General features: G+C 45.5%; 22 protein-coding genes and 1 tRNA gene. 11 read left to right on the top strand and 12 right to left on the bottom strand.

Annotation, left to right across the window (positions count from 1 at the left end; genetic code table 11):
• Positions 1–52: 52 nt before the first annotated feature.
• Entirely contained in the window at positions 53–3,442 is a 3,390-nt protein-coding gene (locus IP582_RS10955) for a DEAD/DEAH box helicase family protein (protein WP_228007991.1), read from the top strand.
• 413 nt (positions 3,443–3,855) lie between these two features.
• Here the strand turns inward: IP582_RS10955 and IP582_RS10960 are convergent, their stop codons facing one another.
• Entirely contained in the window at positions 3,856–6,255 is a 2,400-nt protein-coding gene (locus IP582_RS10960; protein ID WP_193795959.1) for an adenosine deaminase, read from the bottom strand.
• Positions 6,256–6,309: 54 nt separating this feature from the next.
• The gene (locus tag IP582_RS10965) at positions 6,310–9,015 is read right to left on the bottom strand and encodes an archaeal ATPase (protein WP_193795960.1); all 2,706 of its coding nucleotides are present in this window, start codon (positions 9,013–9,015) and stop codon (positions 6,310–6,312) included.
• Between the two features lie 240 nt (positions 9,016–9,255).
• On the opposite strand from IP582_RS10965, the gene IP582_RS10970 reads away from it, so the two are divergent.
• Positions 9,256–10,355 (top strand): IS3 family transposase gene (locus IP582_RS10970; protein WP_193795961.1). Its coding sequence is split into 2 segments (ribosomal slippage): positions 9,256–9,517 and positions 9,517–10,355, totalling 1,101 coding nucleotides; the frame shifts between segments, so codons are not numbered across the junction.
• Between the two features lie 254 nt (positions 10,356–10,609).
• On the opposite strand, the gene IP582_RS10975 is transcribed toward IP582_RS10970, so the two are convergent.
• Genes IP582_RS10975 through IP582_RS10990 form a run of 4 tightly spaced genes read right to left on the bottom strand, consistent with a single transcriptional unit; the run spans position 10,610 to position 12,162 of the window.
• Entirely contained in the window at positions 10,610–10,945 is a 336-nt protein-coding gene (locus IP582_RS10975) for a hypothetical protein (protein ID WP_193795962.1), read from the bottom strand.
• A gap of 34 nt (positions 10,946–10,979) precedes the next feature.
• Entirely contained in the window at positions 10,980–11,339 is a 360-nt protein-coding gene (locus IP582_RS10980; RefSeq protein WP_193796239.1) for an acyl-CoA dehydrogenase, read from the bottom strand.
• A 14-nt stretch (positions 11,340–11,353) separates the two neighbouring features.
• Positions 11,354–11,881, bottom strand: coding sequence for a hypothetical protein (locus IP582_RS10985; protein WP_047370582.1), 528 nt, complete (start codon positions 11,879–11,881; stop codon positions 11,354–11,356).
• Positions 11,882–11,892: 11 nt separating this feature from the next.
• On the bottom strand, positions 11,893–12,162 hold the full coding sequence (locus tag IP582_RS10990) for a helix-turn-helix domain-containing protein (protein WP_193795963.1): 270 nt from the start codon (positions 12,160–12,162) through the stop codon (positions 11,893–11,895).
• A gap of 141 nt (positions 12,163–12,303) precedes the next feature.
• Between IP582_RS10990 and IP582_RS10995 the strand changes: the two genes are divergently transcribed.
• From IP582_RS10995 to IP582_RS11015, 5 genes are all read left to right on the top strand, one after another.
• A complete protein-coding gene (locus IP582_RS10995; protein ID WP_228007970.1) occupies positions 12,304–12,768 on the top strand; it encodes a hypothetical protein in 465 nt (154 codons plus the stop codon).
• 416 nt (positions 12,769–13,184) lie between these two features.
• Positions 13,185–13,604 (top strand): DUF2787 family protein, encoded by a 420-nt coding sequence (locus IP582_RS11000; protein WP_228007971.1) that lies wholly within the window; start codon positions 13,185–13,187, stop codon positions 13,602–13,604.
• Positions 13,605–13,724: 120 nt separating this feature from the next.
• Complete coding sequence (locus IP582_RS11005) at positions 13,725–14,186, top strand: hypothetical protein (RefSeq protein WP_193796242.1); 462 nt, start codon at positions 13,725–13,727, stop codon at positions 14,184–14,186.
• Between the two features lie 2 nt (positions 14,187–14,188).
• A complete protein-coding gene (gene radC / locus IP582_RS11010) occupies positions 14,189–14,641 on the top strand; it encodes a DNA repair protein RadC (protein ID WP_193795964.1) in 453 nt (150 codons plus the stop codon).
• Between the two features lie 46 nt (positions 14,642–14,687).
• The gene (locus IP582_RS11015) at positions 14,688–15,620 is read left to right on the top strand and encodes a site-specific integrase (RefSeq protein ID WP_193795965.1); all 933 of its coding nucleotides are present in this window, start codon (positions 14,688–14,690) and stop codon (positions 15,618–15,620) included.
• 3 nt (positions 15,621–15,623) lie between these two features.
• Here the strand turns inward: IP582_RS11015 and IP582_RS11020 are convergent, their stop codons facing one another.
• The gene (locus IP582_RS11020; protein ID WP_193795966.1) at positions 15,624–15,932 is read right to left on the bottom strand and encodes a hypothetical protein; all 309 of its coding nucleotides are present in this window, start codon (positions 15,930–15,932) and stop codon (positions 15,624–15,626) included.
• 99 nt (positions 15,933–16,031) lie between these two features.
• Complete coding sequence (locus IP582_RS11025) at positions 16,032–16,607, bottom strand: hypothetical protein (RefSeq protein ID WP_228007973.1); 576 nt, start codon at positions 16,605–16,607, stop codon at positions 16,032–16,034.
• Between the two features lie 223 nt (positions 16,608–16,830).
• Between IP582_RS11025 and IP582_RS11030 the strand changes: the two genes are divergently transcribed.
• The 3 genes from IP582_RS11030 to IP582_RS11040 all read left to right on the top strand — a co-directional run bounded on the left by IP582_RS11030 (position 16,831) and on the right by IP582_RS11040 (position 19,713).
• Complete coding sequence (locus IP582_RS11030; RefSeq protein ID WP_193795968.1) at positions 16,831–17,031, top strand: AlpA family transcriptional regulator; 201 nt, start codon at positions 16,831–16,833, stop codon at positions 17,029–17,031.
• Positions 17,031–17,858 carry a hypothetical protein gene (locus IP582_RS11035; RefSeq protein ID WP_193795969.1) on the top strand — a complete coding sequence of 276 codons (828 nt, stop codon included), beginning with the start codon at positions 17,031–17,033 and terminating at the stop codon, positions 17,856–17,858. Before IP582_RS11030 ends, IP582_RS11035 begins: the two co-directional genes overlap by 1 nt.
• 166 nt (positions 17,859–18,024) lie before the next feature.
• Complete coding sequence (locus tag IP582_RS11040; protein ID WP_193795970.1) at positions 18,025–19,713, top strand: DUF927 domain-containing protein; 1,689 nt, start codon at positions 18,025–18,027, stop codon at positions 19,711–19,713.
• A 55-nt stretch (positions 19,714–19,768) separates the two neighbouring features.
• On the opposite strand, the gene IP582_RS11045 is transcribed toward IP582_RS11040, so the two are convergent.
• Positions 19,769–20,911 (bottom strand): restriction endonuclease, encoded by a 1,143-nt coding sequence (locus IP582_RS11045; protein ID WP_193796243.1) that lies wholly within the window; start codon positions 20,909–20,911, stop codon positions 19,769–19,771.
• A gap of 70 nt (positions 20,912–20,981) precedes the next feature.
• The gene (locus tag IP582_RS11050; RefSeq protein ID WP_193795971.1) at positions 20,982–21,434 is read right to left on the bottom strand and encodes a hypothetical protein; all 453 of its coding nucleotides are present in this window, start codon (positions 21,432–21,434) and stop codon (positions 20,982–20,984) included.
• 1,045 nt (positions 21,435–22,479) lie between these two features.
• Between IP582_RS11050 and IP582_RS11055 the strand changes: the two genes are divergently transcribed.
• Entirely contained in the window at positions 22,480–23,952 is a 1,473-nt protein-coding gene (locus IP582_RS11055) for a hypothetical protein (protein WP_193795972.1), read from the top strand.
• Between the two features lie 197 nt (positions 23,953–24,149).
• Here IP582_RS11055 and IP582_RS11060 read toward each other — a convergent pair.
• A tRNA-OTHER gene (locus IP582_RS11060) sits at positions 24,150–24,251 on the bottom strand.
• Positions 24,237–25,022 (bottom strand): hypothetical protein, encoded by a 786-nt coding sequence (locus IP582_RS11065; protein ID WP_193795973.1) that lies wholly within the window; start codon positions 25,020–25,022, stop codon positions 24,237–24,239. Before IP582_RS11065 ends, IP582_RS11060 begins: the two co-directional genes overlap by 15 nt.
• Positions 25,023–25,306: the final 284 nt, after the last annotated feature.

Raw genomic sequence — 25,306 nt, forward strand, 5'->3', positions numbered from 1 at the left:
TTTCTTAAGTGAATGGTCAGAAATTCAGCTAAATGCTCAGCAGGCGGAGAAAATGCTGAGCAGCGATCCGCGGACCTGCTGCTTTTACAGCCGCTATACGCTGGAACGTGCTGTTCACTGGATGTATGAATTCGACAGAGGGTTGCAAAAACCTAAATATGACTCCAGCCTTAACACGCTGATTAACCAGCCTGATTTCCGCGATCTGGTGGGCTCCAGTATTTTCCCTAAAATTAAAGCCATTCAAAAGTCGGGAAATAATGCGGTGCACAGCGCCGCGAAAGTGAGTGCGGCTGTCGCCACGCAAGCCCTGAAAGAGTTGCACCATGTTCTTTACTGGCTCTACCGCACCTATACCGCAAATCAACCTGTCAGCAATCAGATTTTTGATCTTAAAAATGTTCCGCAAACGGTCCATGTTGATGCCGGGCTGATTACCCTCAGTGCACAAAAGCTCAAAGAGTTACAACAACAGCTTGAAGATCGGGATAGCCAACAGGAACGTGAAGAAGAAAAGCGTGAACTGGAAAATGCCAGCCTGCGCCAGGAACTGGAACAGCTTAAAGCAAGTGTTGCTGAGCGTAAGCTGCAAAACGTTGAAGTTAAGGACAGCCATAATTACAACGAAGCTGACACCCGTCACTTTATTATCGACCAATACCTGAAAGAGATGGGATGGTTGCTGGAGGATAATCGCGATCGCGAATATCCGGTCACAGGAATGCCTCTTTCCAGCCAAAATCTGCAGGGAAATGGTTTCGTTGATTATGTTCTGTGGGGAGAAGACGGCAAGCCGCTGGCGGTGGTTGAGGCTAAACGTACCACGGTTGATGTGCAGCAGGGGAAGCGTCAGGCTGAACTTTATGCCGATTGCCTGCAGCAAGATTCTCGTTTTGGCGGTCGCCGCCCGCTTATCTATTTTACCAATGGCTATGAGATCTTCTTCTGGGACGATCTGAACTATGTACCGCGAAAAGTGCAGGGCTTTTTATCCAGGGATGAAATGCAGCGACTTATTGACCGTCGCGAACTGGCACAGAGCCTGAACAGTATTGAGATCGACACCAGCATCGCGGGCTATAAGCGCCCTTATCAGCAGCAGGCTATCCGGGCAGTGTGTGAGCAATTTGACCAGCAGCGTCGGCGAAAAGCGCTGTTGGTAATGGCAACCGGTACAGGTAAAACCCGAACGATTATCGGCCTGCTGGACCTCTTAATGCGCGGGGGGTGGGTAAAGAATGCATTATTCCTTGCCGATCGCAATGCACTGGTGATCCAGGCTAAAAAAGAGTTCTCAAAGCTGTTGCCAAAATGCTCACCGGAAATTCTGAGTGGGGCAACCAGCACGCTGAAAGGGCGTCTGTACCTGTCGACTTATCCCACCATGATGAACCTGCTTAGTGCGCCGCCGGACAGCCGTTTGTTTGGCGTCGGTCATTTTGATTTGGTGATTGTTGATGAGGCTCACCGCTCGGTTTACAAAAAATACGGCTATATCTTCGACTATTTTGATTCCTTGCTGGTGGGCTTGACGGCGACACCTAAGGCCGATCTGGATAAAAATACTTACGATGTTTTTCAGTTGCCTGACGATGATCCAACCTTTGCTTATGAGCTGCAGGAAGCCATCGATGATGGCTATCTCGTTCCGCCACGTGACGTTCGTGTTGAGCTGGGCTTTGTACGCCAAGGGATAAAATACGGTGAATTAAGCAAAAATGAGCAGGAAGAGTGGGAAAGTAATGAGGAGCTGGTTGACCGGGATGAGGTACTGCCTTCTGAAATTAACGAATTCTTATTTAATAAGCCTACTGTCACTGCGGCCCTCAAAATACTGATGGAAAGAGGGATTAAAGTCGCGGGCGGTGACAGATTGGCGAAGACGATTATTTTTGCCGCAAATAACCGCCATGCGCAGTTTATCAACCAGGTGTTCGATGAGCATTTCCCCAAATATAAAGGAAAGTTTGCTCGCACGGTCACCTATAAAGAAAAATTTGCCGAAAGCCTTATTGAAGAATTTAAAGGTGAGCGTGAACCCGTCGACCCTAACATTCCTATGACGCTGGCTATTTCCGTCGATATGCTTGATACCGGTGTGGATGTTCCTGAAGTTGCCAACTTGGTGTTCTTTAAGGTTGTCAAATCTAAAGTCAAGTTTATGCAAATGCTGGGTCGTGGCACCCGGTTGTGCGAAAAGCTGTTCGGCCCCGTGACTCCGGATGATGATAAAACAGAATTTAAAGTCTTCGACATTTGCCAGAACTTTGAATATTTCGAAATGAACCCAGAGGGAGCCGCTGACTCTACCGGTAAGTCGTTGTCGCAGTCGCTATTTGAAAACCGTCTGGTGCTGGCGCAGGTGTTAAAAGATAACGAGGAAAGCGGTCATTACGGGAATAAGCTCAGGCAATATTTGTTAACAATGCTTCATCATCGTGTGGCTGGTATGAGCCTTGATAATTTTATTGTGCGCCCAAGTCGTAAGTTGGTTGAGAAGTATCAAAAAGCCGATATCTGGCAGGATTTAACTGACGAACATCTGGGTGAGCTGTTAAGTCAGATATCCCGACTGCCTAGCGCAGCGGAACCGTTTGATGCACAGGAGCAGGAAGAGGAACTGGCATTGCGTTTCGACCAGCTAATTTTGACGATGGAACTGACTTTGCTTGAGCGGCGAGGCGTCAGCGATACTCAGCAGGACAGATTACTGCAGATTGCACAGAAGCTGAGAAGCAAAGCCAGTATTCCTCTGGTTGGAGTACAAATTAAATGGATCGATTATGTGCTGAGTCAACACTTCTGGCAGGACCTTTCTCTTGAAGACCTGGAGACAACGCGTTTGCGTTTGCGTTTGTTGCTCCGGTTTATCGATAAAGAGAGTACGAGTGTGGTCTATACCAATTTTCGTGATGAAATCCTCTCTGTGTATGAGAATAAATCGACCTACACCTTTACAGACGGCGATGCGTTGACGCTGTACAGAAAGCGCGTGGAATCTTGGGTAAAGGAGCATCAGCATGATCTCACTATTCAGAGGTTGCGTCGCGGGCAACGCATCACCAAACTCGATCTTGAACTGTTGGATCAAAAGCTGTTTGAGGCGAGTGGTATAGATAACACAGAGGCTTACCAACAAACCATTCATCCCGATAAACCTCTGGGGATTTTTATACGTGAACTGGTTGGGCTCGATCGCCATGCAGCCAAAGCCGCGTTTGCCGATTACCTCGATGAGGCTCGTTTTGATAGTCAGCAGATTCAGTTCGTCAACACAATCATTGAATGGTTGACGGAAAACGGTACGATGAATCCGGAACGACTGGCCCAGCCTCCGTTCACCGATGAGCATTTTGAGGGAGTTTTTGGAATATTTGATGTTCAAACAGCTATGGGGTTACGCGACAGACTCATCAGCATTGAGCAGAGTGCAGTTGGCTAGCTGTAAGGCCAACTCTGAGTGGGTAATAACTCTTATGCAAAGAAGCAGGTTATTAGGCTATTGAAATCTGATTTATTCAACATAGCCTTTTAAGACAAATGCTGGTTCAACATTGGGCATCGAACTGGTGATTAAAAATTCCAGCAATAAGAGCAGAATAAAACTATAGCGCTGCTATTTTTGCTTTTAGTTCCATGCGTTTTTTGAGATCTTGGCTAGGAGTAGATCAGGATGTTGCACTTATTGTTGACTGCGTGGTTACGAGATGAATTGCGACGCCATGAAATGAAAAATCCACGCAATTGCGTGGATTTTAGAGAGATGGCCCGTCTTCATGCGCTGTATTGGTCTCGCATGAGACAACACATTTTAATTTAGCATTGCATTGTCATCAAACCCTCGATGTATGTGCGCTACCTGACATCGTGAAAGCGATAAACCCGCCCATTCTCGTTCACCTCCGCAACCTTTCTCAAAGCCTCCGCTGGCGACAAACCGAACTTTCTGGTTAACACCACGAACAGATGATAGAACTCGGATTTCAAATCTGCTGCGAAGATTCCCGGATCGTCAGATCCCAGACAAATGGACATAGGGACATCACCTTCAATCGCCTCACTTGGTAAGCCCATCCAGCGAAAGATATGATGCTCATTGATATCTCGATACTGACTGATACGCGTATTGCTGGTCGGAGGGCACTCAATCGCAACGTTTCGGTCTGCCATTTTTGCCATCGTAGCCTGTTGCAATAAAACTAACGCCTCATCCGGCAAATATTCCAGGGCAACTTCAACGTATTCTGCACGCTGTTTTCGCACGCTATCAGATGTAAGCCATTGCTCATACAATTTCAGAGGTCTTTTCATGCCCACTTTTTTAGCCAACTCTCTGGCACGCTCGTACTCTTCCAACCAGAGGGATTTGGGTTTTAATGGCCCATCCAGTTCACCCAGCAGGCCTTCCGATTCAGCCAACACACCCCGCAACTCAAACACTTGATCAAGAGTGTTAATCGAGATTTCTTCTTCCAGCGAAAATACCTCATGGGCCAAATGAACCGCTTCAATCGCTGCATCACTGGCGTAACGCAGCAGTTCCGCATGACTTCGAAGTTCCCGCCAGATATACACCAAATCGAGCAATCGCGTTTCTTTGGTCATGGACAAAGACAATGGCAAAGAGCGTTTCCAGATGCCAGGTTTGATGCCAATCGCCGTGCAGTGACCAAGACGGTCACCATTCCGCAACGGCAAAAACCTCAAGGCATCATCAATTGATCGAATACCACTGATCAGATGCGGAAAGTCCTCGCCAACATGATAGGTAAAATGAGCAATACCTGATTTGGCTAGCACCCGGAACAATGGGCCAAACAACTCCGGTGGCGCGTGCATCTCATTAGCTGCGGCATCCACTCCTCTAATCCAGCGTGTCAAGCGTGGTTCATGATTCAGGATGTCCATCAGAATAGCTGCCTGATTCTTCAAATCCTTGAACAGCAACGCGTAGGGATAGACTTCATCCTTTTGGGGCTTTTTCTTAATAAAGTGCGGCACCAGCGCCAGCTCGGCACACACACTGCCAGGCTTAACCTGCTCAAGATTATCGAGCACCTGAGTAATATTCAGTGGCTGGGAATGCTCCCAGTCCATGGTTATATGACATTTGAGGTATTCCCAGTACCCACGCAAAACGCTGAAGAGCAGCTTTTGCATTTTGCTGGGGTAGCTCTTCGGAGCAAAACGTCCTTCCAGATAACGCACCTGAGAATACACACCGGAACCATGCGCATGTTTGAAACGAGACAAATAAGATTTCTCGGTTTCTTCTCTCAGCTCCGTCATGGTGTATTTCTGGAACTGATCAAAACCGAAAAAATCGTCTCGCTGAACCAGCAGCGTCAAATACTGGTTCTGAATTAGCAAGTAAATCCAAAGGAGTCGTTCCAATCCTTCGGGCGCACCATACCGCCATTTCTCCAATACCCCGGTTAGCCAGAAAAATTCAGACTCCTGACTATATTTGTGGTCCGTTGGCCAAACCGTCGCAAACCCGTACTCCTTGCCCTGATGCAGAATTGTGCTGTCCGCCAACTGCTGCGGGTGCTGCAATGATGCCATCCACTCTGGCAACTCCACGCCCTGAGCTAACCGACAAAGAATTTCGCGAATATTGTTGGCAACCTGCAAACGATCCTTGAAGGTTTTGGGCGTCAGTGAGGAATCAATCTGGCCGCAGAGTTGTTTCATCTCTTGCGAGACCCAACCCTTCTCGAAATCTCTGACGGTCACTTCTGGATGCCGGAGTGTATCCAGCCAACACTCTTCCGCACTGGTACTGCCATTCAGATGCTGGTGAGTTTCGTGCAGCCATTCACGGGTAATGTAGTCCTCAACCGTCGGGTGATAAGGGTATAAAGGCCAGTGAAAACGATATTCCTGACTGGTAGACCCAGGATTAATGACCTGATGACACGCCATAATCGGCAGGCACGACACACGGCTCATCAGAGTTTGCCATTCTGAGAACAAAGCAAGATCAATTCTGGGGCCATCTTTCTCGTTTTTAACAAATTTTTCAGCGATCAGGCGTAAGGCCGCTACCGGACCAAGTTTCATATTTCGCTGTTTGAGTTGCTGTTCCAGGGATGACCAAGCCGATTTGGCTACATGATCAGGCAAACTACGCGTTTGTTCGTATTGAGCAAGGAACACGGATGACTCTACCCCGTCATCAACTAATACCTCATCCAACGATACGTTACTCAGCCGATCCAACAGTACTGTTGAGTTAAGAAGAAAGCGCTCCATATCCGGCCCTTAAACAGATTAATCTTGACCATCATCTGATGAATATGTTTTATCTTACTTTGCCGATTTTGAATCATATGGCGCAGCAGCAATACTGGTGACATGCAAGTTCCTAATTCCCAGACCTGAAAATGAGGAATCATTTTTTTCCAAATTATCGAAATCCACATTCTTTCGGAATTCTCCGCCAATAATCTTATCCAAACAATCAAGAAAGGAAATTTCTTGCTGGAGGAGTTGCGTATCGGCCGAATTAATCCCACCAAAAGGAAAAAGAAATGGATGTATTAACGGGCATTTTATAATGAGAGAAAAAATCGGATGAGTTTTTATCAACCCGTCCAAGTTCCCTATTGAATCCAGCTTGGTGACAAATTGACCAACAGATGTGACGGGATTTTGCTTAAACTTAACAGAAATACTAGACAATGAGTTCTCGTCAATCCGATGATAAGCATCTTCTTCAACCAATACCGCATGAAGGAATGCCAATACATTAAATCGCATGATTTTTGCAGCATTGGTATATTTTGCATATTTTCCTTTATGCGCATCTTCATCACCACCAAGCAACGTTTTATGCTTTTCAGATATGGAGGACAAATTAAAAAACAACCGGGTCCATATCTTACCAATCAATATAGAGGAAGGTTTTATTCTAGATGATTCTTGACGAACAAGGCGATTCCAATCAAGAAGCGCCGTCATTGCTTCACTAATTTCCTTTTCACTAACAATGTCCTGATCTTCCACCTCCTCGACTGTACCTTTATCCATATGTTTAGACCATATAGGCGCAACACAAGTGGGCTTCGCCAAGACCTTCAGTAAAGCCTTATTAAATACCTGCTCGCCCATATTTATTTCTGAGACAGTGTCATCTTCCACCTGACTTTTCGTATCAATATCCGCTAGATCAGCAATGGCGCCAATTAGGTTGAAAACTGACAGGAAATCCGATGGGACTGGCGTCAATGAAGAGCTAAGAGAGGCTGCAACAGCAAGCTTCGCCAATCCACTTTCTGAATTTATATTTAATGCTTTATACACTCCTTTCTCACCACGATTTTTCTTATTTACTTGTATCATCCCAAGATATACACCTGCTGACTGGGATGGCAACCCATCATCAGAGATAACGGCACAACTTCTATTAGCCCAATTGGTAACACTTTCACGACGACCAATTGACATATATGACTTAAACTCTACATCTATACTTGGTCGAGTTTTCTCTACATCCCCTCCAAGTCGCTTCTTCACATGATCAAAGAGACTGACACTGCCGCATCCAACCAGCATAAGTTGAAGTATTCGTGAAAGACCTCCTCCACACAAAGCACTTACTTGAGAGGATAAATAAACAGAGCAATTCCTAAGAGCTTCAGAACTTGATTGAGGTCGAAGATAAAATCCGGTATTAACCTCTTGATCCTGACGCGAATATCTAAATATATCATCACACAAAGAATCCATACCAAACCGATGCTGCTCATAATTCAAGCCCACCCTATAAATACTGCTAAGCATTGCTCCATATAACGAATCCCTCAGCAACACACTTTCAGTTATACTAGATTCTTGCAAACGGGTGTAATAATCCTGCATCACCTGCATTAACAATCTAACCGGCTGCTTCAAAAGCTCATCAACATACATATCAAGATCGGAGCCAACCCGTATGTTCAAACCATTCGAAACAATATTCTCCAAAGCACTCCTAACTGTATTGACCTTTATGCCATCTGTGCTTTTACTGTATAAAACGCTAATCTTTTCAGAGTGTTGAACTTGACCTTTCTCTCCCACCAGTTGCAGCATGGTTTTCAACTGCATACGCTTCTGAACCGGGAACAGTTTTAACAAATATTGCTGTTCAAGGTGTTCCACCATATAGCCCCGTTCGGCTAAGCGGGCGCTCTCTTTTTCCTGATCGAGCAAAGTTTTGCTGTAATTTTCGTATTGCTTACCGCGAATCAACTGGGAATAAAGGCGCAAATCCCCGGTCGCCACCACCACTAATTTCTGGCTGTTAAAGAATTTGCGAATAGATTCAAGTACATCCCAACCCGTATCAAACTGCGTATCGATATCATCAAACGAGATCAAAATGGCCTTGCAGCCGAGAATTTCACAAGCATGTTCAACCAGTTGATCAAAGATTTGCGACAAATTCTGGCCACCGATGGAGGAATCAAGCTGGGCATCCAGCTTCAAAGCGTCACTGAAATATTCCGGCTTGTATTCCTTGTCAGTCAGCAGATGCAGACCGCGCTTGAGCTGTTCAAGATGACTCTGCCATTGTTCCTTTCGTTTTTTATGGCTATTCGACGACCAGTCTCCTCTTAACTCGTCGGATACCATTTTGTTCAGACGGGCGGTCACCGTGACCAGAATGGGTTCATGACGCGGCAGCTTGGTAGGGTCGATGGTCGGCAGACATTTGATGCTGGCGCTGGCATCACCTGCGTCACTGTTCAGTGATTTGACCACGCTATTGATAAAGGTGGTTTTACCTGCACCGCGAGTACCATCCACAAAGAACACATTACGGCCTGATTCGTCAATAAATCGGACAACCCCTGATGGATTGCTGGATTTAGGGAGAGTAATCGAGCTTCGAATGCTTTCAACCAGCTGAGCACGCAATGCTTTCTGGATTAAGTCGTCTTCCTTGGTGCTGCCCGGAAGATTGGGGGCGAACAAGTCGATGATGATTTCGTTCGTCTCTTTGTTTTTTTTCTGCGTGTTATCAGTCATATCCGTAATGATCCAGTTATTTTGCCAGTCTGTACATCTGAACTGGTGCTTTGAGTTTCCACTACATTGAATTCTCAATGCTTGTAGTGGTCAACAAAAATTGGCCACAGCTTTAGAGTTTTTCCAGAACAATCGTTCTGATTCATTTGGCGTCAAACTGTGATCTCCTTCCTGAAAACAGTGCCAGGCTAAACTGAAGTCTCCGGTCTTTCTTTCATCTCACTGAGAGGCATATCCAACATGAAAAAGACCCGTTATACCGAAGAACAGATCGCGTTTGCGCTGAAACAGGCCGAAACCGGCACGCGGGTGGAGGAAGTGTGCAGAAAGATGGGCATTTCTGAGGCTACTTTTTACAATTGGAAGAAGAAGTTTGGCGGCATGGGCGTGACCGAGCTGCGCCGGTTACGTCAGCTGGAGGAAGAGAATCACCGCCTGAAACGGCTGGTCGCCGATCTCAGTCTGGACAAAGAAATGCTGCAGGACGTCATCCGAAAAAAGTTCTGAGGCCGGTGCAGAAACGCGACGCAGTGGAATACCTGCTGGCGGCGTACCGCATCGGGGTTCGCAGGGGATGCCGGCTGATGATGCAGAGCCGGACGGTCTACCACTACCGCAGCTGCCGCGATGACCGGGCCCTCACGCAGCGGATACGGGAGATTGCGGAAACCCGCATTCGTTATGGTGTGCAGCGGATCCATATCCTGCTGCGGCGCGAGGGCTGGCTGGTTAACCACAAGAAAACCAACCGGATTTACTGTCTGGAGGGGCTGAACCTGCAGTCAAAACGGCCGCGGCGGCACGTGACGGCCAGGCACAGGCGTATCCGCCCGGCAGTGACCGCGGTGGATCAGTGCTGGAGCATGGATTTCGTTGCTGATAATCTGTTCAACGGACGGCGGATCCGCGCCCTGACTGTAGTCGATAATTTTAGTCGTGAATGCGTGGCGATCGAGGTAGGCCAGGGACTTCGCGGTGACGATGTGGTCGCAGTGATGGAACGGATCAGGCAGACACAGCAGCGGGTACCACAGCGGCTACAGACGGACAACGGCAGCGAATTTATCTCGAAAACGCTGGATCGCTGGGCGTATGAAAACCGGGTGACGATGGACTTCTCCCGCCCCGGGAAGCCCACAGATAACGCCCTGGTTGAGTCATTTAACGGTAGTCTGCGTGATGAATGTCTGAACGTGCACTGGTTCCTGTCACTGGAAGATGCCCAGGAGAAGGTCGAGCACTGGCGGCAGGAATATAACCAGTACCGGCCACATACCTCGTTAAATAACCAGACTCCGGCAGAATTTATCCGAAATCTGAAAATAGGCCCGGATCTCTGATTTAACCTGGCACCGATATTGGGAAGAGATCATTTCTATGGCGCTGTGATCGGTTAGAATACAGTACTGCAACGTTCCTATAGACGATTTTGCTTGATTATCGTATTCACTCCACTTAACTGAAAACTCCGGATGATGTGGGTAACCACCTGCCACAAGATATGCACTACGCAAATACTATTGATGGCAATGACCGAGGTACAGACCTAACGTTTTTTTTGCATCGGTAAACCGGGAGCAGAGCAGTCTAACTATCATAAACCAAATACATTTATATAAAACTGCCCTTTACCATCTTCTGTTTTCTGTACCCGATACGTAATAGGCAATGAGTCTTTCATGTTTGGTTTGGCGAAAGTTAGATCAGCAGCACACTGATAAACGTCAAGACCTGACTCATGGCTTACTGTCCTGACATTTTCCACAGAAATTCGGACATCCTTATCAAGCGTCATTCCTTTCTCTATCGTTTTCCGTGCTATATCAACGACCAGGTTCTTAGCGTCATCACTATTGCATTTGGGTGTCTTATCGCCGCAGCCCACTATTAAATTCGCTGCAATCAGTACCAGAAGTATATTTATTTTCATTTGTTGTTTTCCTTCAAATCAAAGTGCCGTTTTATTATTTTTTGCTGTATTGACCATCCATTGCGCCTGCTGCCGAAGCCCCGCAGTATCCTTCGCAACCACGAGTCATTACGCTGGTTTTTCCATTATTCATTTCACTGAGCACAGCAACACACTGGCTGGAACTATCGTTCCAGATCCAACGGCGTTTCTGATTCTCACCAGCAGCTATTTGTTGTGCTGTACCTTCCATGTTGCAGATCCCTGAGCCATCTTTGGTTGATGCGTTGATGCTGAACTCTGCATTACCGTTCATTGGCTTTAGCGTTAAAACTGCACCTGGCTTAGCGTATTGAGCTGCGATTGTCGGGAGGGCTAAGGCTGTCAGTACTAATGCAGTAATAATTCTCTTCATCATTAAATATCCTGTTAGCTGATACGAATGTTTTTGGTGATTTTCCCCAGTGCCAGCGGCCTGCGTTTTTCCACAAAGAAATACACAACGTTGAAAGCTGATTTACGGTGATTCCCCCGACCCAGGGAGGGCCAGTTACGGAAAGATTCAATCTGTTCTTCTGAATAGGGCGTGTCAGAGAAGTCGAACAGTACAAGCAGGGCTTTGCCGTCGTGCTTCATTAGCTTCTTCACTTCCGTGCTGTTTACGGTTGCGGAGACATTGGAGCGAGCTGCTGTTGGCTTACGGACTGCAAACTCAACGGCCACATCATCAATCACAAAATCAATGAAACCATGCCCGGATACCGTTCCTGGTAGCCTGCTTTTGACTTCTGGCGATACGTTATCCGCAAACCAACCCAGCAGATAGCAACGTACTAATGGCAGTAGTTCCCGCTCGCTACATTCATTCAGACGCAGCGTTTTCACAAATTCACGCCGGTAAAGGGAACTGAAAAAATACTCAAAACATTCCGTTATTTCTGTAATGGTCGTCGCCATTGTTGTCTTCCTTACTTGCTTTGCCGCGCTGACTTAAGGGCATATCGTTCCGGCCATAGGCTCTCCGGCGTCGTTTCCAGAGCTTCTGCAATAATACGTTCCGCACGAGGGTAATGGCGCTCCAGAGCATTGTTCAGTGTGCGGGGAGCGAGTCCATGGCTGCGTGAAAGGGCTGCAAGAGTAAGCCCGCGTTTATGCAGCGCAGCCACAATATCGGCACGATGCCAGTTCCCGGAACTTCCGTTACCCCGGTTTTTCTGCGATGCTGTTGAGTTAGGCACTGTATTAACTCCATGGAATCAGTACACAGATATTAAATGCAAACAAAAGATACCTTTCAAGTATTTTTATTATCTTTTGATGATTTTTGAATTAACGCATTGATATCTGAAAGAATTTAGATGAGTAACGCATAGGCTAATATGGACAAAAAAACCTTACCTTCCACGGTTGCAGATGAAACCAGAGACTGGCTGACGGCTGACGAATTTACGCGCATTGAAGGGATGCCGGGCACTGCAAGGGGAGCAAGAATGCGCCTTGAAAAGCTGGCAGAGATCCACCCGGAAATCCGGCGTAAGCGAAAAGTCGGCAAAGGTGTGGTTTACCATATAAGTGCTGCTGCGATGTCGCTTGAAAACGAACGAAGCAGGGCCAAAGATGACGCATTCAGCGTTGCGGGAGCTGATAAACAGCTGAGTCTGTGGGTTCAGCTTTTCCGTAACATGTCGCCAGCGTCACGTGCATTGCTGATGGAGCAGGCTTTAAAGCAGGTGACCAAAGATTTGTTCAGCCAGCATCAGGATGTATCCCTCCTGGCTGAACAAATAATGAAACTTCCCCAGGAAGAGCGGGAGCGCTTGCTTGAGCAATTCAAAGACCAGTAATGAGCTTATTTACTGTGCCGGGATAGCCGCCCGATAATAAATAACTTTAACTGGTTACTTTTATTTCCCGCCACGGCAGGCAGGAGGAACCACCCCGGAACCCTGCCCACCTGCCATGGAGGTAAATCATTATGCCATTCTTCTTTAGAAATAAATATTTGGGTTAGCATATTTATATTGGAAAATTAGTTCCCTAGTGAAATTATTTGCTTTGTAAGTATATTCCTGGTAAAATGTCATTACTGGATAGTGTCATATTATTCAGTAACTGATGCATAAACTAATAGCCAACTTAGCGTTTCATTTTATATCCCTTCTGGCGGGAGGACGTCTATCGTCTGAAAAGTCAGTACGGGTTAGGGTTAATTAGTGGTTTGTGTCATCAATCCAAACGCATATTTACCGGAATAAATACAATGAATATTATCCGTCAGGAAGGGCTGTCCATGCCCGTAAGTCAGGAGCTCATTAATATTATACTGGCTGAGCTCAGTAAAAAGCCGCCAGTTAAACCGAATATTCGTGCTGTTACATTGCTGTTCAAAGATATCAATTACAGTGCTGAGAATGGTGGTTTTCACCCGGTCGAAATAAGGCTTATTTCCAGCAACGATGAATGGTATTTCGATTACATCACTGACTTCAAATATATGGGGACAGACCCGGAGCTCGAAAAGGAAATCGATATCAGCTGGAGCCAGCGCTATGTCTTCCTGTCCTATGCCGGTGATTTACCCCCAGGGGAAGGGCGCGACATTTTTGCACTCTGGCAGAGAAATTTCGTTCATTACCACTTCCTGAATATCTACACACTCACCGTTATGTGGGAAAGCTAATCCCGCCACACTGACAGCTAATTATTGATGGAGACATTATCTGTGACTGCTAACAGAGGGATCCACGCGTCTGTACAGGGAGAGCTTGACTGTCTTTGCGGCGCGTACTGTGTGGTGAATATGCTGAGCTGGCTGTATGACGGTCGGGTGAAGCGAAAACCACTCGTGAACCGACTTCTTCAGGCCTATCAGCAACGCTGGCCTTTGCATGAATGGCTGACCGAAGGGATAGATGAAAACCGGCTCGACTGGCTGATTGCACAGGTACTCCGGAAAGGCCACTACCACCGCCAGTTTCCGGTCCAAATCACCAAACCTTTCGACGGAAGTCGCGGTCTTGTGGAAGGGCGGGTTTTCAGTGAAATGAGGCGGTTTCTGGCGGTAACAGACCACTCCCGGCTGATTATGCTCAGCGACCAGTTCCACTGGTCCCTTATCACCAGAATGGACGAAGAAACGCTCTGGTTCTTCGACAGCAACGGGCGAACCTCCATGCCCCGCAAAGCTTTCTCCTTTCGTGCTGGCGCAACCCGACGCCAGTTGTTTCCCGAAGCCATTTACTTCATCGAACGGGAGTTCTGAACATGACGACGTTTACCCTGCGTGAAACCCGCATCCTGGACCAGGCCCGCGACATTATCAGCCGGTGCTACCAGCGTGGCGTTCAGCTTTGCTCCCCTGATGATGTACGGCGGTACGTGATGTATGAAATGGCCCTGCTGGAGCATGAGGAGTTTGGCATCATCCTGCTCGATAACCAGCACCAGTTTCTGCATCGCGAAATGCTGTTCAGGGGCTCGTTAAACACGGTCAGCGTTCATCCCCGTGAGGTTATTAAGCGGGTACTCAGGCATAACGCCGCTGCGGTCATCCTTGTGCATAACCACCCCAGCGGTGAGGCAGAACCCAGCAAGTGCGATATCCGGATAACTAAGCGGCTGCAGGAGCTACTGCAAATGCTGGATGTACGGTTGCTGGACCACTTTATTGTGGCCGGGACGGAGACGGTATCACTGGCTGAACGAGGGCTGGTGTGATGCAGACAGTTACCTGGTTTAATACATGTTATAGCAGGTTAAACGCATGAGAAGGGCTGCGCTGCGCCAGGTCTCGCCGGTAGTGGAAACCACCGTGCTGGACGCTTATATCAGCGGTCTTGCCCCGTCGGGACGGAGGGGTATCACCAGCCTGTTAAACCGCAGCGCCAGCATACTCAAACGCGGTGCGGATGCGGCCAGTTATCCCTGGGAACAACTTAGCTTCGCCGCTGTCGCTAAAGTACGTGCGGCACTGCTGGATGACGGCTATGCCGTGTCGTCGGTCAACATGGCGTTGTCAGCACTCCGGGGCATTGCGCAGACGGCCTTTAACCTCAGTTGCCTGGAGGCGGACACCCTTGCCCGTATCCGGGCCGTTAAGCGCGTAAATGGCGATAACCAGCGCAAGGGAAGGGCACTCAGCCGGGAGGAGGTTCGTGCACTCGTTCAGGCTGCTAAACGGCATCCGCAACGTATCCGCTGCTGTCGTGATACCGCCATTGTTATGACACTTTGCGGTGCGGGTTTGCGGGCCGGGGAACTGGTCAGCCTTGAGTGCCGGGACTATGACAACGGCATCCTTACAGTGAGGCAGGGGAAGGGGCGTAAATACCGGGAGATACATGTTGCGGCAGCGGTAGATAAAGCCATCCGCGCATGGATTAAAGCCAGTGGCGCGAAAGAGGCCGGGGATGCATTGTTTAACCGCATTCAGCGCAACGGCAGGGTCGCCAGCCAGCCGATGACAACGACCGGTTTAACCGGCATCCTGGAGCAGTTACAGCATGATGCAGGTATAGCGCGTTTTACTCCTCATGACATGCGGCGTACCTTCATTACGCGCTTGTTAGAGCAGGGCGTGGATATTAACACTGTACGCCAGCTGGCAGGGCACAGCGACATAACCACCACAACCCGGTACGACTATCGTGATGATGACATGAAAGCCAAAGCATCACAGAGGTTGCGGTGCTGGTGATGATTAAAGAGGTAAATCCCGTTCTGCAACACCTTGTTCAATCAGCTCATGTCGACGAAGCGCAATTTTATCTAGGTCGTCACTATTGACGTCACTTTCTGTCAGGTAAACCACGAATTCCCAGCGAGGTGGTGCATTATGTAAGATGATCGACATCCCACTTTCTCTTAATAAGGATGCCACCATTGAGGCGGCCTGCCTTGTTCCTCCAAACCAGTAACGCCCAATTTTTCCGATTGACTCAACAGCGGGAACATAATGCTGTTTGAATACTGAGGCCCGAAGTGCGTCTTGGTCGATATCAAAAGGCATAGCTTATTCCTTGGTAACTCCGCTTTCTGAAACAGGGGGATAGCATGAAAATAAACGCCAGCAAACGGCTTAAATGCTGGTAACTCATTACAGTCGATATCAGCGCTTCTGAAGGTCATCAATATCTTGATTGAGGATTTCTAAATCCAGCAAGTCTCTTACCTGCTGTTCCGTCCAGACCGATAAACGATTCCCCGAACTCTTCAGCGTGAATGTATTGGGGGCAGGATACCCATCAGCATGCATTTTCATTCTGATCTTAGCGATGCTTAGCCCCCTACTATGCATGAAGCTCACAGCCTGGTAGAGATCGTATAGTTCCTGACTTTTTGCGTTAAAAGCGGGAGTGACATCAGCTAACTGACCACCTTTCTTTTTGATATGCACCTCTTTGTAAACCTTATTGATGCAGTAGCTGACAACCCGGCTAAGTGAATCAATGTCTTTACGCCCCCCAATGTTGAGTACACCTCCCCGCTGGTCTTCGAATATTGCGGCAAGTTTTTCATAAGTGTCCCTTCCTAAGTATATCTTTGTTCTTGAAAATCCTGAGTCCGTATACTTTTTCTCTTTCCTGGCTTTGTTTGCCGCATCCCTTTGGCGTTTAATGTCTTTGATATCAAAAAGAACAGTATCATCTGCTGTTTTGTCGGTTTTGTTGCTGTTATTTGCCATCAATGACCTCTCAGTACATGAAATTCTTACAAAATAATGACTATTAATTGAGCTTTTTAGAGTCGAGGACTCCTCAATGATGAGAAGCGGCTCTTAGGATTCAACTATCAGGGTTTTAGCCGGGAAAATCCAAGAATTTGTTTATTTTTAAGAGCCGCTTCTCCTGTAAGCCTGATATTTCGAGTTTGATAAAATGGCTCCATCAGCTAACGGGGAGGCAAACATGAAAGAGAGCAAGTTAATTAAGATTCAAGAGGTATTAAAGCGCTGTGCCATTAGCCGGGCAACGTTATATCGCCTGATTACTAATAAAAATTTTCCAAATCAGGTTTCGGTAACTGGAAATCGTTCCGTTGCCTGGCGAGATGAGGATATCCAGCGTTGGATTGAAGAGCGCCCAACAATAAATCAATTAGGAGAGTAATGAAAATACCACTGGCAAGGTTAAGTGATAAGAATGAAGCGTTAGCCGAAGCATTACCGAAATTTGAAACAGTGGAGAAGGTCCGAGCGGAAAAGTGTTTCAGGGAAAAATCATTGCAGAAATACCAAGGGAAAGTTTATAGGGATCTCTTTAAAAAACTTAAAGAGTGTCATCCACTTTATCCTTGCGGAAGTGCTGCATGCCCTGAATGCTTCAGGAAACACCGACTGGAAATGATTGGAGAAGTGCTCCGTTTATGTAAGAAAAGCAAAAAATGGCGAAGTATCACTTTAATATTCTATCAGGATGCATTTTGTGACAATCAACTATTAAAATGGCAGCCCGATGCATTAATAGCACGGCTTCGTCGCTGGTTAAATGAATGTGGCTTCTCTGGAATGGTGATCGGTGGGTTTGAAATGGATTACCACATAGATATTAAAAAGTGGATGCCCCATTTTCATCTTATCATTCCCAATGACAAGAAGGCTATAAAAAGGCTACGTATCAAGATGAAGAACAAGAACAATATGAATACGCGGGGAAATGTAATAAATCGCCCCATGCTAGTAAGTAAGTTAAAAGCCCCATTACGACAGATAAGTTATCGGTTTAAAGCTATTTGGGGGCGAATTGAGTCAGTTCAGTATGCTGAAGGTTATTTACAGGGGAGCAACGAAAGAAAAAGGAAGCGATGGACTAAAAAATATCGTCTACTGAGTAAGCAATATGCTGATTCTCTGGTTAAGTTAGATTCTATTGGGGCAGCAGGATTAACCTTTATGTATAAGGTAAGGAAGTATGGTGACCATTTGATATTAAAATAATGTCATGATCTATTAGCGATATGTACCAGCCGTAAACCGTTTCTGCATTTTTCTGCCAAATAATAATATTGTATGAGAAATCATGCAAGGAATCCCTTACGCCCTAATTACGACGTTAATAGTAATAACTGCGAGGGGATCTTTAAATAAAAATGAGGTTCTGTTAATGAAAGTATATAAAGAAAAATTAAGTGACAAAGAAGAAAATTTACTTGTTACATTGTTGGCTCGTACAAAAATTTCCGAATCATGTCCAGTTGCATACCGCCTTATTAAAATCACTGATTCGCAGGGGCTGGAGTCAACACGTGTACTTGTCCCTGCTTTAGCACTTGTCAGTGTATTAGAGTTAAAAAAAACGTTATTAAAATGTGGGCATAATCCCAATGTAACTAAAGAATACTGGAGTCGGGCGCATCAGGAGGTCGTTAAGGAAACGGATAAGGTAATCACACTCTGTTATAAGCCCGGTTTTTATGGTGATGCTTATTTACGTGCTAATGATAAAGTCATTGGTGAGATAAAAGGAGATAAACCAATATTACACCCCAGTTCAAAAAATCATTTACCTGTCGAGGGAAAACAGGAAACATTAAAATTATGGAAAATCAATGTTGCTCCATACGCGCTACATAGCTCGCGCATTATGTTGGCTCTGTGCTGCGGATTTTCTGGCTTTCTCCTTAAGCTTTCAGGTATGGAAGGGGGCGGGTTTCATTTATGGGGGATGAGTAGTATAGGAAAAACCTCCAGTGCCTACATGCTGGCGTCATTAGCAGGATCGCCGAAAGACATTGTCGTACTGTGGAACAATACGGATAAAGGGCTTGAGGAGATTGCCGTGGCCCATAACGACAGCTACCTGGTTCTCGATGAGTCGAAGCTGTTAGATAAAGACGTACTGGCGGCCGCTAAAATCATGCAGAACCGCGTGTACACGTTATCGGGTGGTAAAGGGAAAACACGTTCGGCAATTTATGAGAACAAAGTTGCTGAATGGCAGGTGAGCATTTTCAGTACGGGCGAGTGCAGTCTTCAACAACTGGCTGCTAACGGGAACATTGAGCGCCTTGAAGGCGAGAATGTGCGTGTAATTGATGTTCATGCAGATGCTGGTGCTGAAATGGGGATCTTCGAATCACTGCCAGATGATGTTAATTCCAGCAACGAACTTGTTCATGCGATCAAGGATGCAACTCACCACTATTACGGAAGCGCCAAACCAGCCTTTCTCAAGCGTCTGGTGGCTGATATTCAGGAGGATCGTGAAAATGTGAAACGGAAGCTTGAAAAAGGGATTGAGTTCTTTCTGGATAAGCACAAGGTAGATCGTAACTCCGGCATTCAGGTGCGTATCGCCAAACGTTTTGCCATCGCTTATGTAGCAGGTTCCATGGCTGTGAAATATGGTGTTTTACCATTTACAAAGCAGGATGTTATGAAGGGGATCTCAACCTGCTACCTGAACTCCCTTAAGGTGGCTTTATCTGAACCTGAAATGACTAAGCCCCTAATAGGGAACTCCTTGAAAGAAATTATTGATGTTTGTAAAAAGGATGATCTTTTAAATTTGATTGGAAATGATCGCGTAACCCAAACGGCGATTAAAAAGACACCGGTCATTATCCACAAAGTTAAAGGCCGTGCCGTATATGCAGTTGATAAGGATCTGGTACACAACTACTTGTCGAAATCTCAGCGCAAAGGCATTCTGACATTATTAACAAAGCAGGGAATATTATTATCTGATGTGAACAAGGAGTACAGTACCATTCAGATTATTTATAAACGTAAGCAGGTGGGTCGCCGGTATTGTTTTGTATGCAACAAGTTCGATAAGTTTATGAAAGAATAGTTTTACAGCTTGATAAGGGGGGAGCGGAGTGGCCTATAACCACTCCGTTGTGACCTCATGATTCTGACTGGAAATCTTCAATTATTTTCTGATTGTAATCATCCAGGTAGTTTTGAAGTTCTTTTCGGTCAATCAAACGAACCATTGCAGAATCAGCTAATTCCTTAGCAGACCGGGTGAAGTAAGAGTTTGTCACAACCATTGCTTCATCACACCCATAAAATGCTTTTGCTGAAATTGCCTGCTGCACTGCCGAATTGCCAACTGAACCAGAATAATTCTTTGCCTGTATAACCATATTCTTCCCGAAACGGGTGACGAATAGGTCTGCCCCCTGATCCTGTGTTTTCTTGGTTTCTTTAACGTCATATCCTATAGTCTGGAATATTTCAACCAGGAAGGCCTCAAACTGGAACCCATCCATTGCATCGACAAGATACATTGTGACAAATTTGTTTGGATTAAAATGTTCAAGGCGGGTAGCTAATCTGTCAACTAAAATATCAAAATATATACTCTCGCAGATAGCAAGGAATTTTTCGATAGAGTCAAATGATAATAATGGTGTGCCTGGTGTACTTTCTGCCTGCTCGTTATATGCTATAGCAGGGTACTGAATATTATTACTCCACAGGTAATACAGGAATAAGGAAAGGTCCGCACGATAAGTTGTACCGGCCTCTTCTATCCATGATTTTAATGTCTCGGTAAGGGTTGGCTTGATATGTCGTTTAACCTCACGGGCAAACCCTGAATAAATAGAGTTGAATGAAGTTGTCAGCAATAGCTTATCTAACAATGATGGTAATTGCTCCAGTTCGTTGAACCCTTTTCTAATCAGTACTTCCTGGAATAATCTGATCTCTGAATAATCACTATTGCGTTCACTATTTATATTACTGTTACTATCTTGATTGTTATACGAAAATCTTGATGTATGAATGAAATTAGTAAAATAAGGGTCTTTCAGTGTAGCATATTTCAAAAGAACATTTTCAAGTAGGGCGTTGAGTTGAGACTGCTCTTTCTTCTTACCGAATAAATCTTTTATGATGCCTTTAGATTGGTACTGGAAATCAGGGTAATAGGATGGATCTAATGGCGTCATTTGCCGAAATGTTCCAGATACATCTGGAGAGCACCACGGACAGCTTGTTTCGAAGGTTGTTCTAGAACATGAATAGCATTGATAAATCATCATTATCCCTTATTATTTTACAGTGATTGCTTAGTGATTTTCTCCTTGGAACATCATCCTTGAGATTTGTCTAAAAATCTTTCAGGTTGATATCGAAATAGGGCGTCAATATCAGCTCTTCAAATAAATTATATTCGTGGTGCGGAACCTTAACAAAAGTTGAGTTGTGATTAGGTGTCCACCATTTCTCGACGCCATAATACGCCTCCCTGGCATTGGCTTTGTGGATCAGCCGGAATGGTCTGTCCATCCAACCATCACTGTGTTTTGTGAAGTAGTTAACCGGACCAGTGAACTGACCAAGCAGGTATACACCCTGATTACCGTGAGTCAGATAGAAGTAGTCACCAATCGGAGCGTTTACAAATTCCTCTGCCTGGTTAACAGAAGACTGCCCTTTACCAGCGGTCGTGCGGTGAATGTAGACGAGCTTTTCATCAATACATTCGACCATATCCAGGAATGAGAACTCCTTCCAGCCGTGTGACAGCTTCCAGAAATTGGGCATCAAATCGGTATTCATAAGCCTCTTAACCTTACGTTGTAAGTGATCGCAATCTGTTGAAATGCGGATCGATTGTGATGACCATTCTGTCGCTGAATACCCATAATCGCAACAAGGTTTGTTGATGAGCTTTTCGCTGAAATCGTTCAAAGAGGATATCGGGAGGGTATGTAAATGCGTTAACTCGCATAGTTGCTGAAAATGGATGATCAACACTACTCAGCACTGGCAGGCTAACCATGATGAAAACATTTGGCGCTATGGAAAAGTGATTGAGTGATTGCGGCTTCGTAGGCGAGCCGGTCTCTGACTGTGCAATTCTGCATTCACGCTGAGCTGGGCTGCGGTTCTTTACCAGCAATTCGGCCATAAGCAAGGGGGGCTGTATTCCGCTTCGTCATCAGTCTGTTGTATGGCGACCAGTCCGGCAGAGTCACAGGCCAGTTACTTCGCTGATTGATTGGCTAACAGGCAGAACCGAAATGAGTGATCTGAAAAAAACACTCTTCCAGACCGCCCAACGTTGCCGGATTTTGGCGTGGTAGACCGACTAACTACCGGTATCGTTTTGGGTCAGATCCGCACCTCGTACAATGGTAGGGGGAAACCGCCTATGGTTTTCCCTGACTCTGACAATTGCTAGGATCGGCGGTTTTGAGCAAAGTTGAGGTATCAAAAGATCAAATTCCAGAATGTGTACATGCGCCTATAACCGCTATTGAATATCACCGGGAGGAAGTTCCACCGCTTAATAACCGGTAACGTTTTACGTATCCGCTAATCCCATTCTGGCTGAGCTGATATTTATTCGCTATTTTCGTCTGCAAGGTATATAGCTGCATCTGCAGGGCTATATATACGGTCTGTTGCTGTATTATTATATACATGTCATTACATACTATAGCCATTATCCAGTATCAGCTATCATGAGGCTCCAGCCTCCAATATTATCATCATCTAATAACCATCTGAACCTTGTTGGGTTCACGTAAGGTTTGAGTAATTCAGTTGTAAATAAATGGGGTCAGAGCATGGTGCTATGATCTCTATATACAGGTGAATTATGAAGCCATATATTACGTACAACAATATTCTTGTCACAGATTCAACGCTGGATTATTTCAAAGAAGTTGTTTTCAGTATCCCTTACCATGGTGTTCCAGGTCTACGGCGCCCTTTTTATCGTAATATTGCAGTATTTCTCCAGCACGTTATTTGTGTTGCTACCTGTAGTCGCAAGAACAGGAAAAAAGCAAAGATTAAGGCGAATAAAAAATGGTCTTATTCTGTGCCAGTACCCTTTGAGCTGGGTAGGGCGAAACTCCCTGGAGTATTCAAGAAAAGTGGGCCGACCAAGGAGCGTGCAATGGAGGCACTGGTATGCGCGGGAATTATCAAACTAACCGGGTATTCCAATGCTCAAAGCTCTTGCCGGGAATATGCTGTTTCTAAGCTTTTTTTGCGTAAGTTGTTTGGCAACGACCGCGAGGCATACCTTAGCCGTCAGGATCGCTACCATTATCTGACGGATATTTTCACCAAGCGTAAAAGTTACTCATTTGATGAACTGATTGGGATTGCCATTGATCGAGGGCAGCATGCCAAACATGAGCAGTCTAAACGCGATATCCCTAGCGCTGCCTTCAGGGAGTTGGTTGTGGGAGTCTGGAACAATCTTGAGCCGCTTGAAATCAATCTGGATGCACTGCTGGATTACTATAACGAGAATCCCACTACGAAGAATAAAGTATTCATTTTCAATTTTCTCTCTCGACTTGCTGAAACAGGCGTGGAGCTGGTGAAAGAGTCACCGTTGACGGTGGCTTACAGGCAATCTTATAAAACCGCGTACATTGGCGGAAGATCCTTTGAGGTTGGCACAGGCTTTCAGAGCCTGCCTTCTGGTATTAAATGGGTGTGTCTGGCACGTGGTGTCAATTATGACATCAAGGGATGCCAGTTTGAGATTCTGCGGCATGAGCTGTTGAGTATTGGTATTTTGGCAAAGAGCCTTGAAGTATTGGAAACGAGCTATATCTGCCGGGTACTACGTATTGCGGAAGAACTGGTTAAGCAATTCCGGTTTTCCAGTGTATTCAATGCTGGTTTTGTTACCCTATCACTTAAATCCAGTACCCGACGCTTGTTGAATCGTGAGCTAGGTGAGGCAGAGGCTGAACGAGTACTGAAACGCTGGAAACGCCTTCTGAAGCCTTTACGGCGAGATTTGGCTTTTTTGCTGGATAGTTACGAGGCCAAAGCAAAAACCAATCGTTACGGTAAATGCGTTACTAATGCGGTAGGGCAGCCTTTCAACATCACCTGGAAAGATAAGGCATCACGTAAACGTTGGAAGTCGGATGTGATGCGACGTAAGCTGCTGTCGCACATGTTACAGGGCCTGGAAAGCCAGGCTGTGTACGATTATGTCATCAGCCACAAAGGGGTATGTGCACTGGAGCACGATGGGTTTGTTTCATGTGAAGAGGTTACTGACTGGGCTCATCCATACCTTTTGATTGAGAAAAAACATTAAAGGGCCATTCAGTTAGCTAAGGCTCATCACCAGTTGATAAACTCAGTGTGATGACCTCTTGCCCAAAGATCAACATAGCCAGATATAAGGAACGTCTGCTCTGAGCGAGGTGCAGACCTTACCACTGTTGTCTATTCTATATTTAGAAGGTTGGTTGAAACAAAGATTTGCTTGCTAACAATCAGTTTAGCTTTAGCTGGTGACTCACCTGAGAATCGAACTCAGAGCTACTCCTTCATAAGAGCCCTATTGCAAGGCTCTTATGAAGGGAGTTGCTTTACCTATTAAGCGAGTGAGTCGTAGAAACTTTCTATGATTTTATCAGATTTGTCAAGGTCATAAGAGTATTGTGAATGTATATAGTTTTTAGCAACTTTTTTTATCTTAGCGTGATCTTTCCCATACTTTCTCCAAGTATTGAAAGGAATACTATCAAAAATCATCTTCTCCGTAGGTTCAAGAAGTTCAGCCATTTGTTCTGTAAAGTCTAAAAGAAATTGGCACCAAAACTTAATATCATGAAATGATAAGTTGTTTGGTTCATTTGGAGCCGAAATCATTGTGTATTTTTCTTGCACGAAATTGAGGGAATTTCTCTTAGAATTATAATATTCAATTGCTTTCTTTTTGCATTCCACACTTGGGTGAGCAATTGAATTGCGTAATAGCCTAAAATAATCTGCAGAGTCAGATTCATACCGAAAATATGTTTTATCTAATGGTTTTTTAGTAAAGTTGCTCTGTAAAATTTCTAAAGGAGATGCTTTATCTGTTCTTTTCCACTGAAAGCCAAAGTGTTTGCATTCGGATTCAATTTCTTCCAGAAATAAATCAAATCCACTATAAAGCGCTACAATAGCGAGTCTATTCTGACTATTTATTACTCGTTCAGATTTTATGCCTTCAAGTTTTATACTTGCCTCTTCAGCCTTTTCACTCCAATACTTCTCATTTTCATGTTCGAGTTTTATGGACTCTAATAATGAAATATGAACTGCAGCTGCTTCTGCTGTAAGTTCACCTATGAATAGCTTAAAATTCCTTACGCTTGGGGGTCTGTATGCGCACATCAGTGAGTCCTGTATATTTTCAACTTTGAGGGATTATCTTATAAAAATAATTCTTAAACAAAGAATATTCGCATTTGGCTCAATGGAGAGCCAACGCTGGTTGCACCGGCTAAGTTTGCGCTTCAATGCTACTTCGGCAAAAAACGGCTAATACAAATCAAGCATAATTGACATGTTCTTTTTTCTCAACGCAGTTTGATGTTAGCAGCCTCAACTACTAGCGCCACGCATAGGGATCAGTTCTGCTACGAACGGTTAGCGGAGGTTTATACCTTTCTGCTGAT

The organism is Citrobacter sp. BDA59-3 (genome assembly GCF_015167655.1).
In the GTDB taxonomy this organism is placed as follows: Bacteria; Pseudomonadota; Gammaproteobacteria; order Enterobacterales; family Enterobacteriaceae; genus Phytobacter; species Phytobacter diazotrophicus.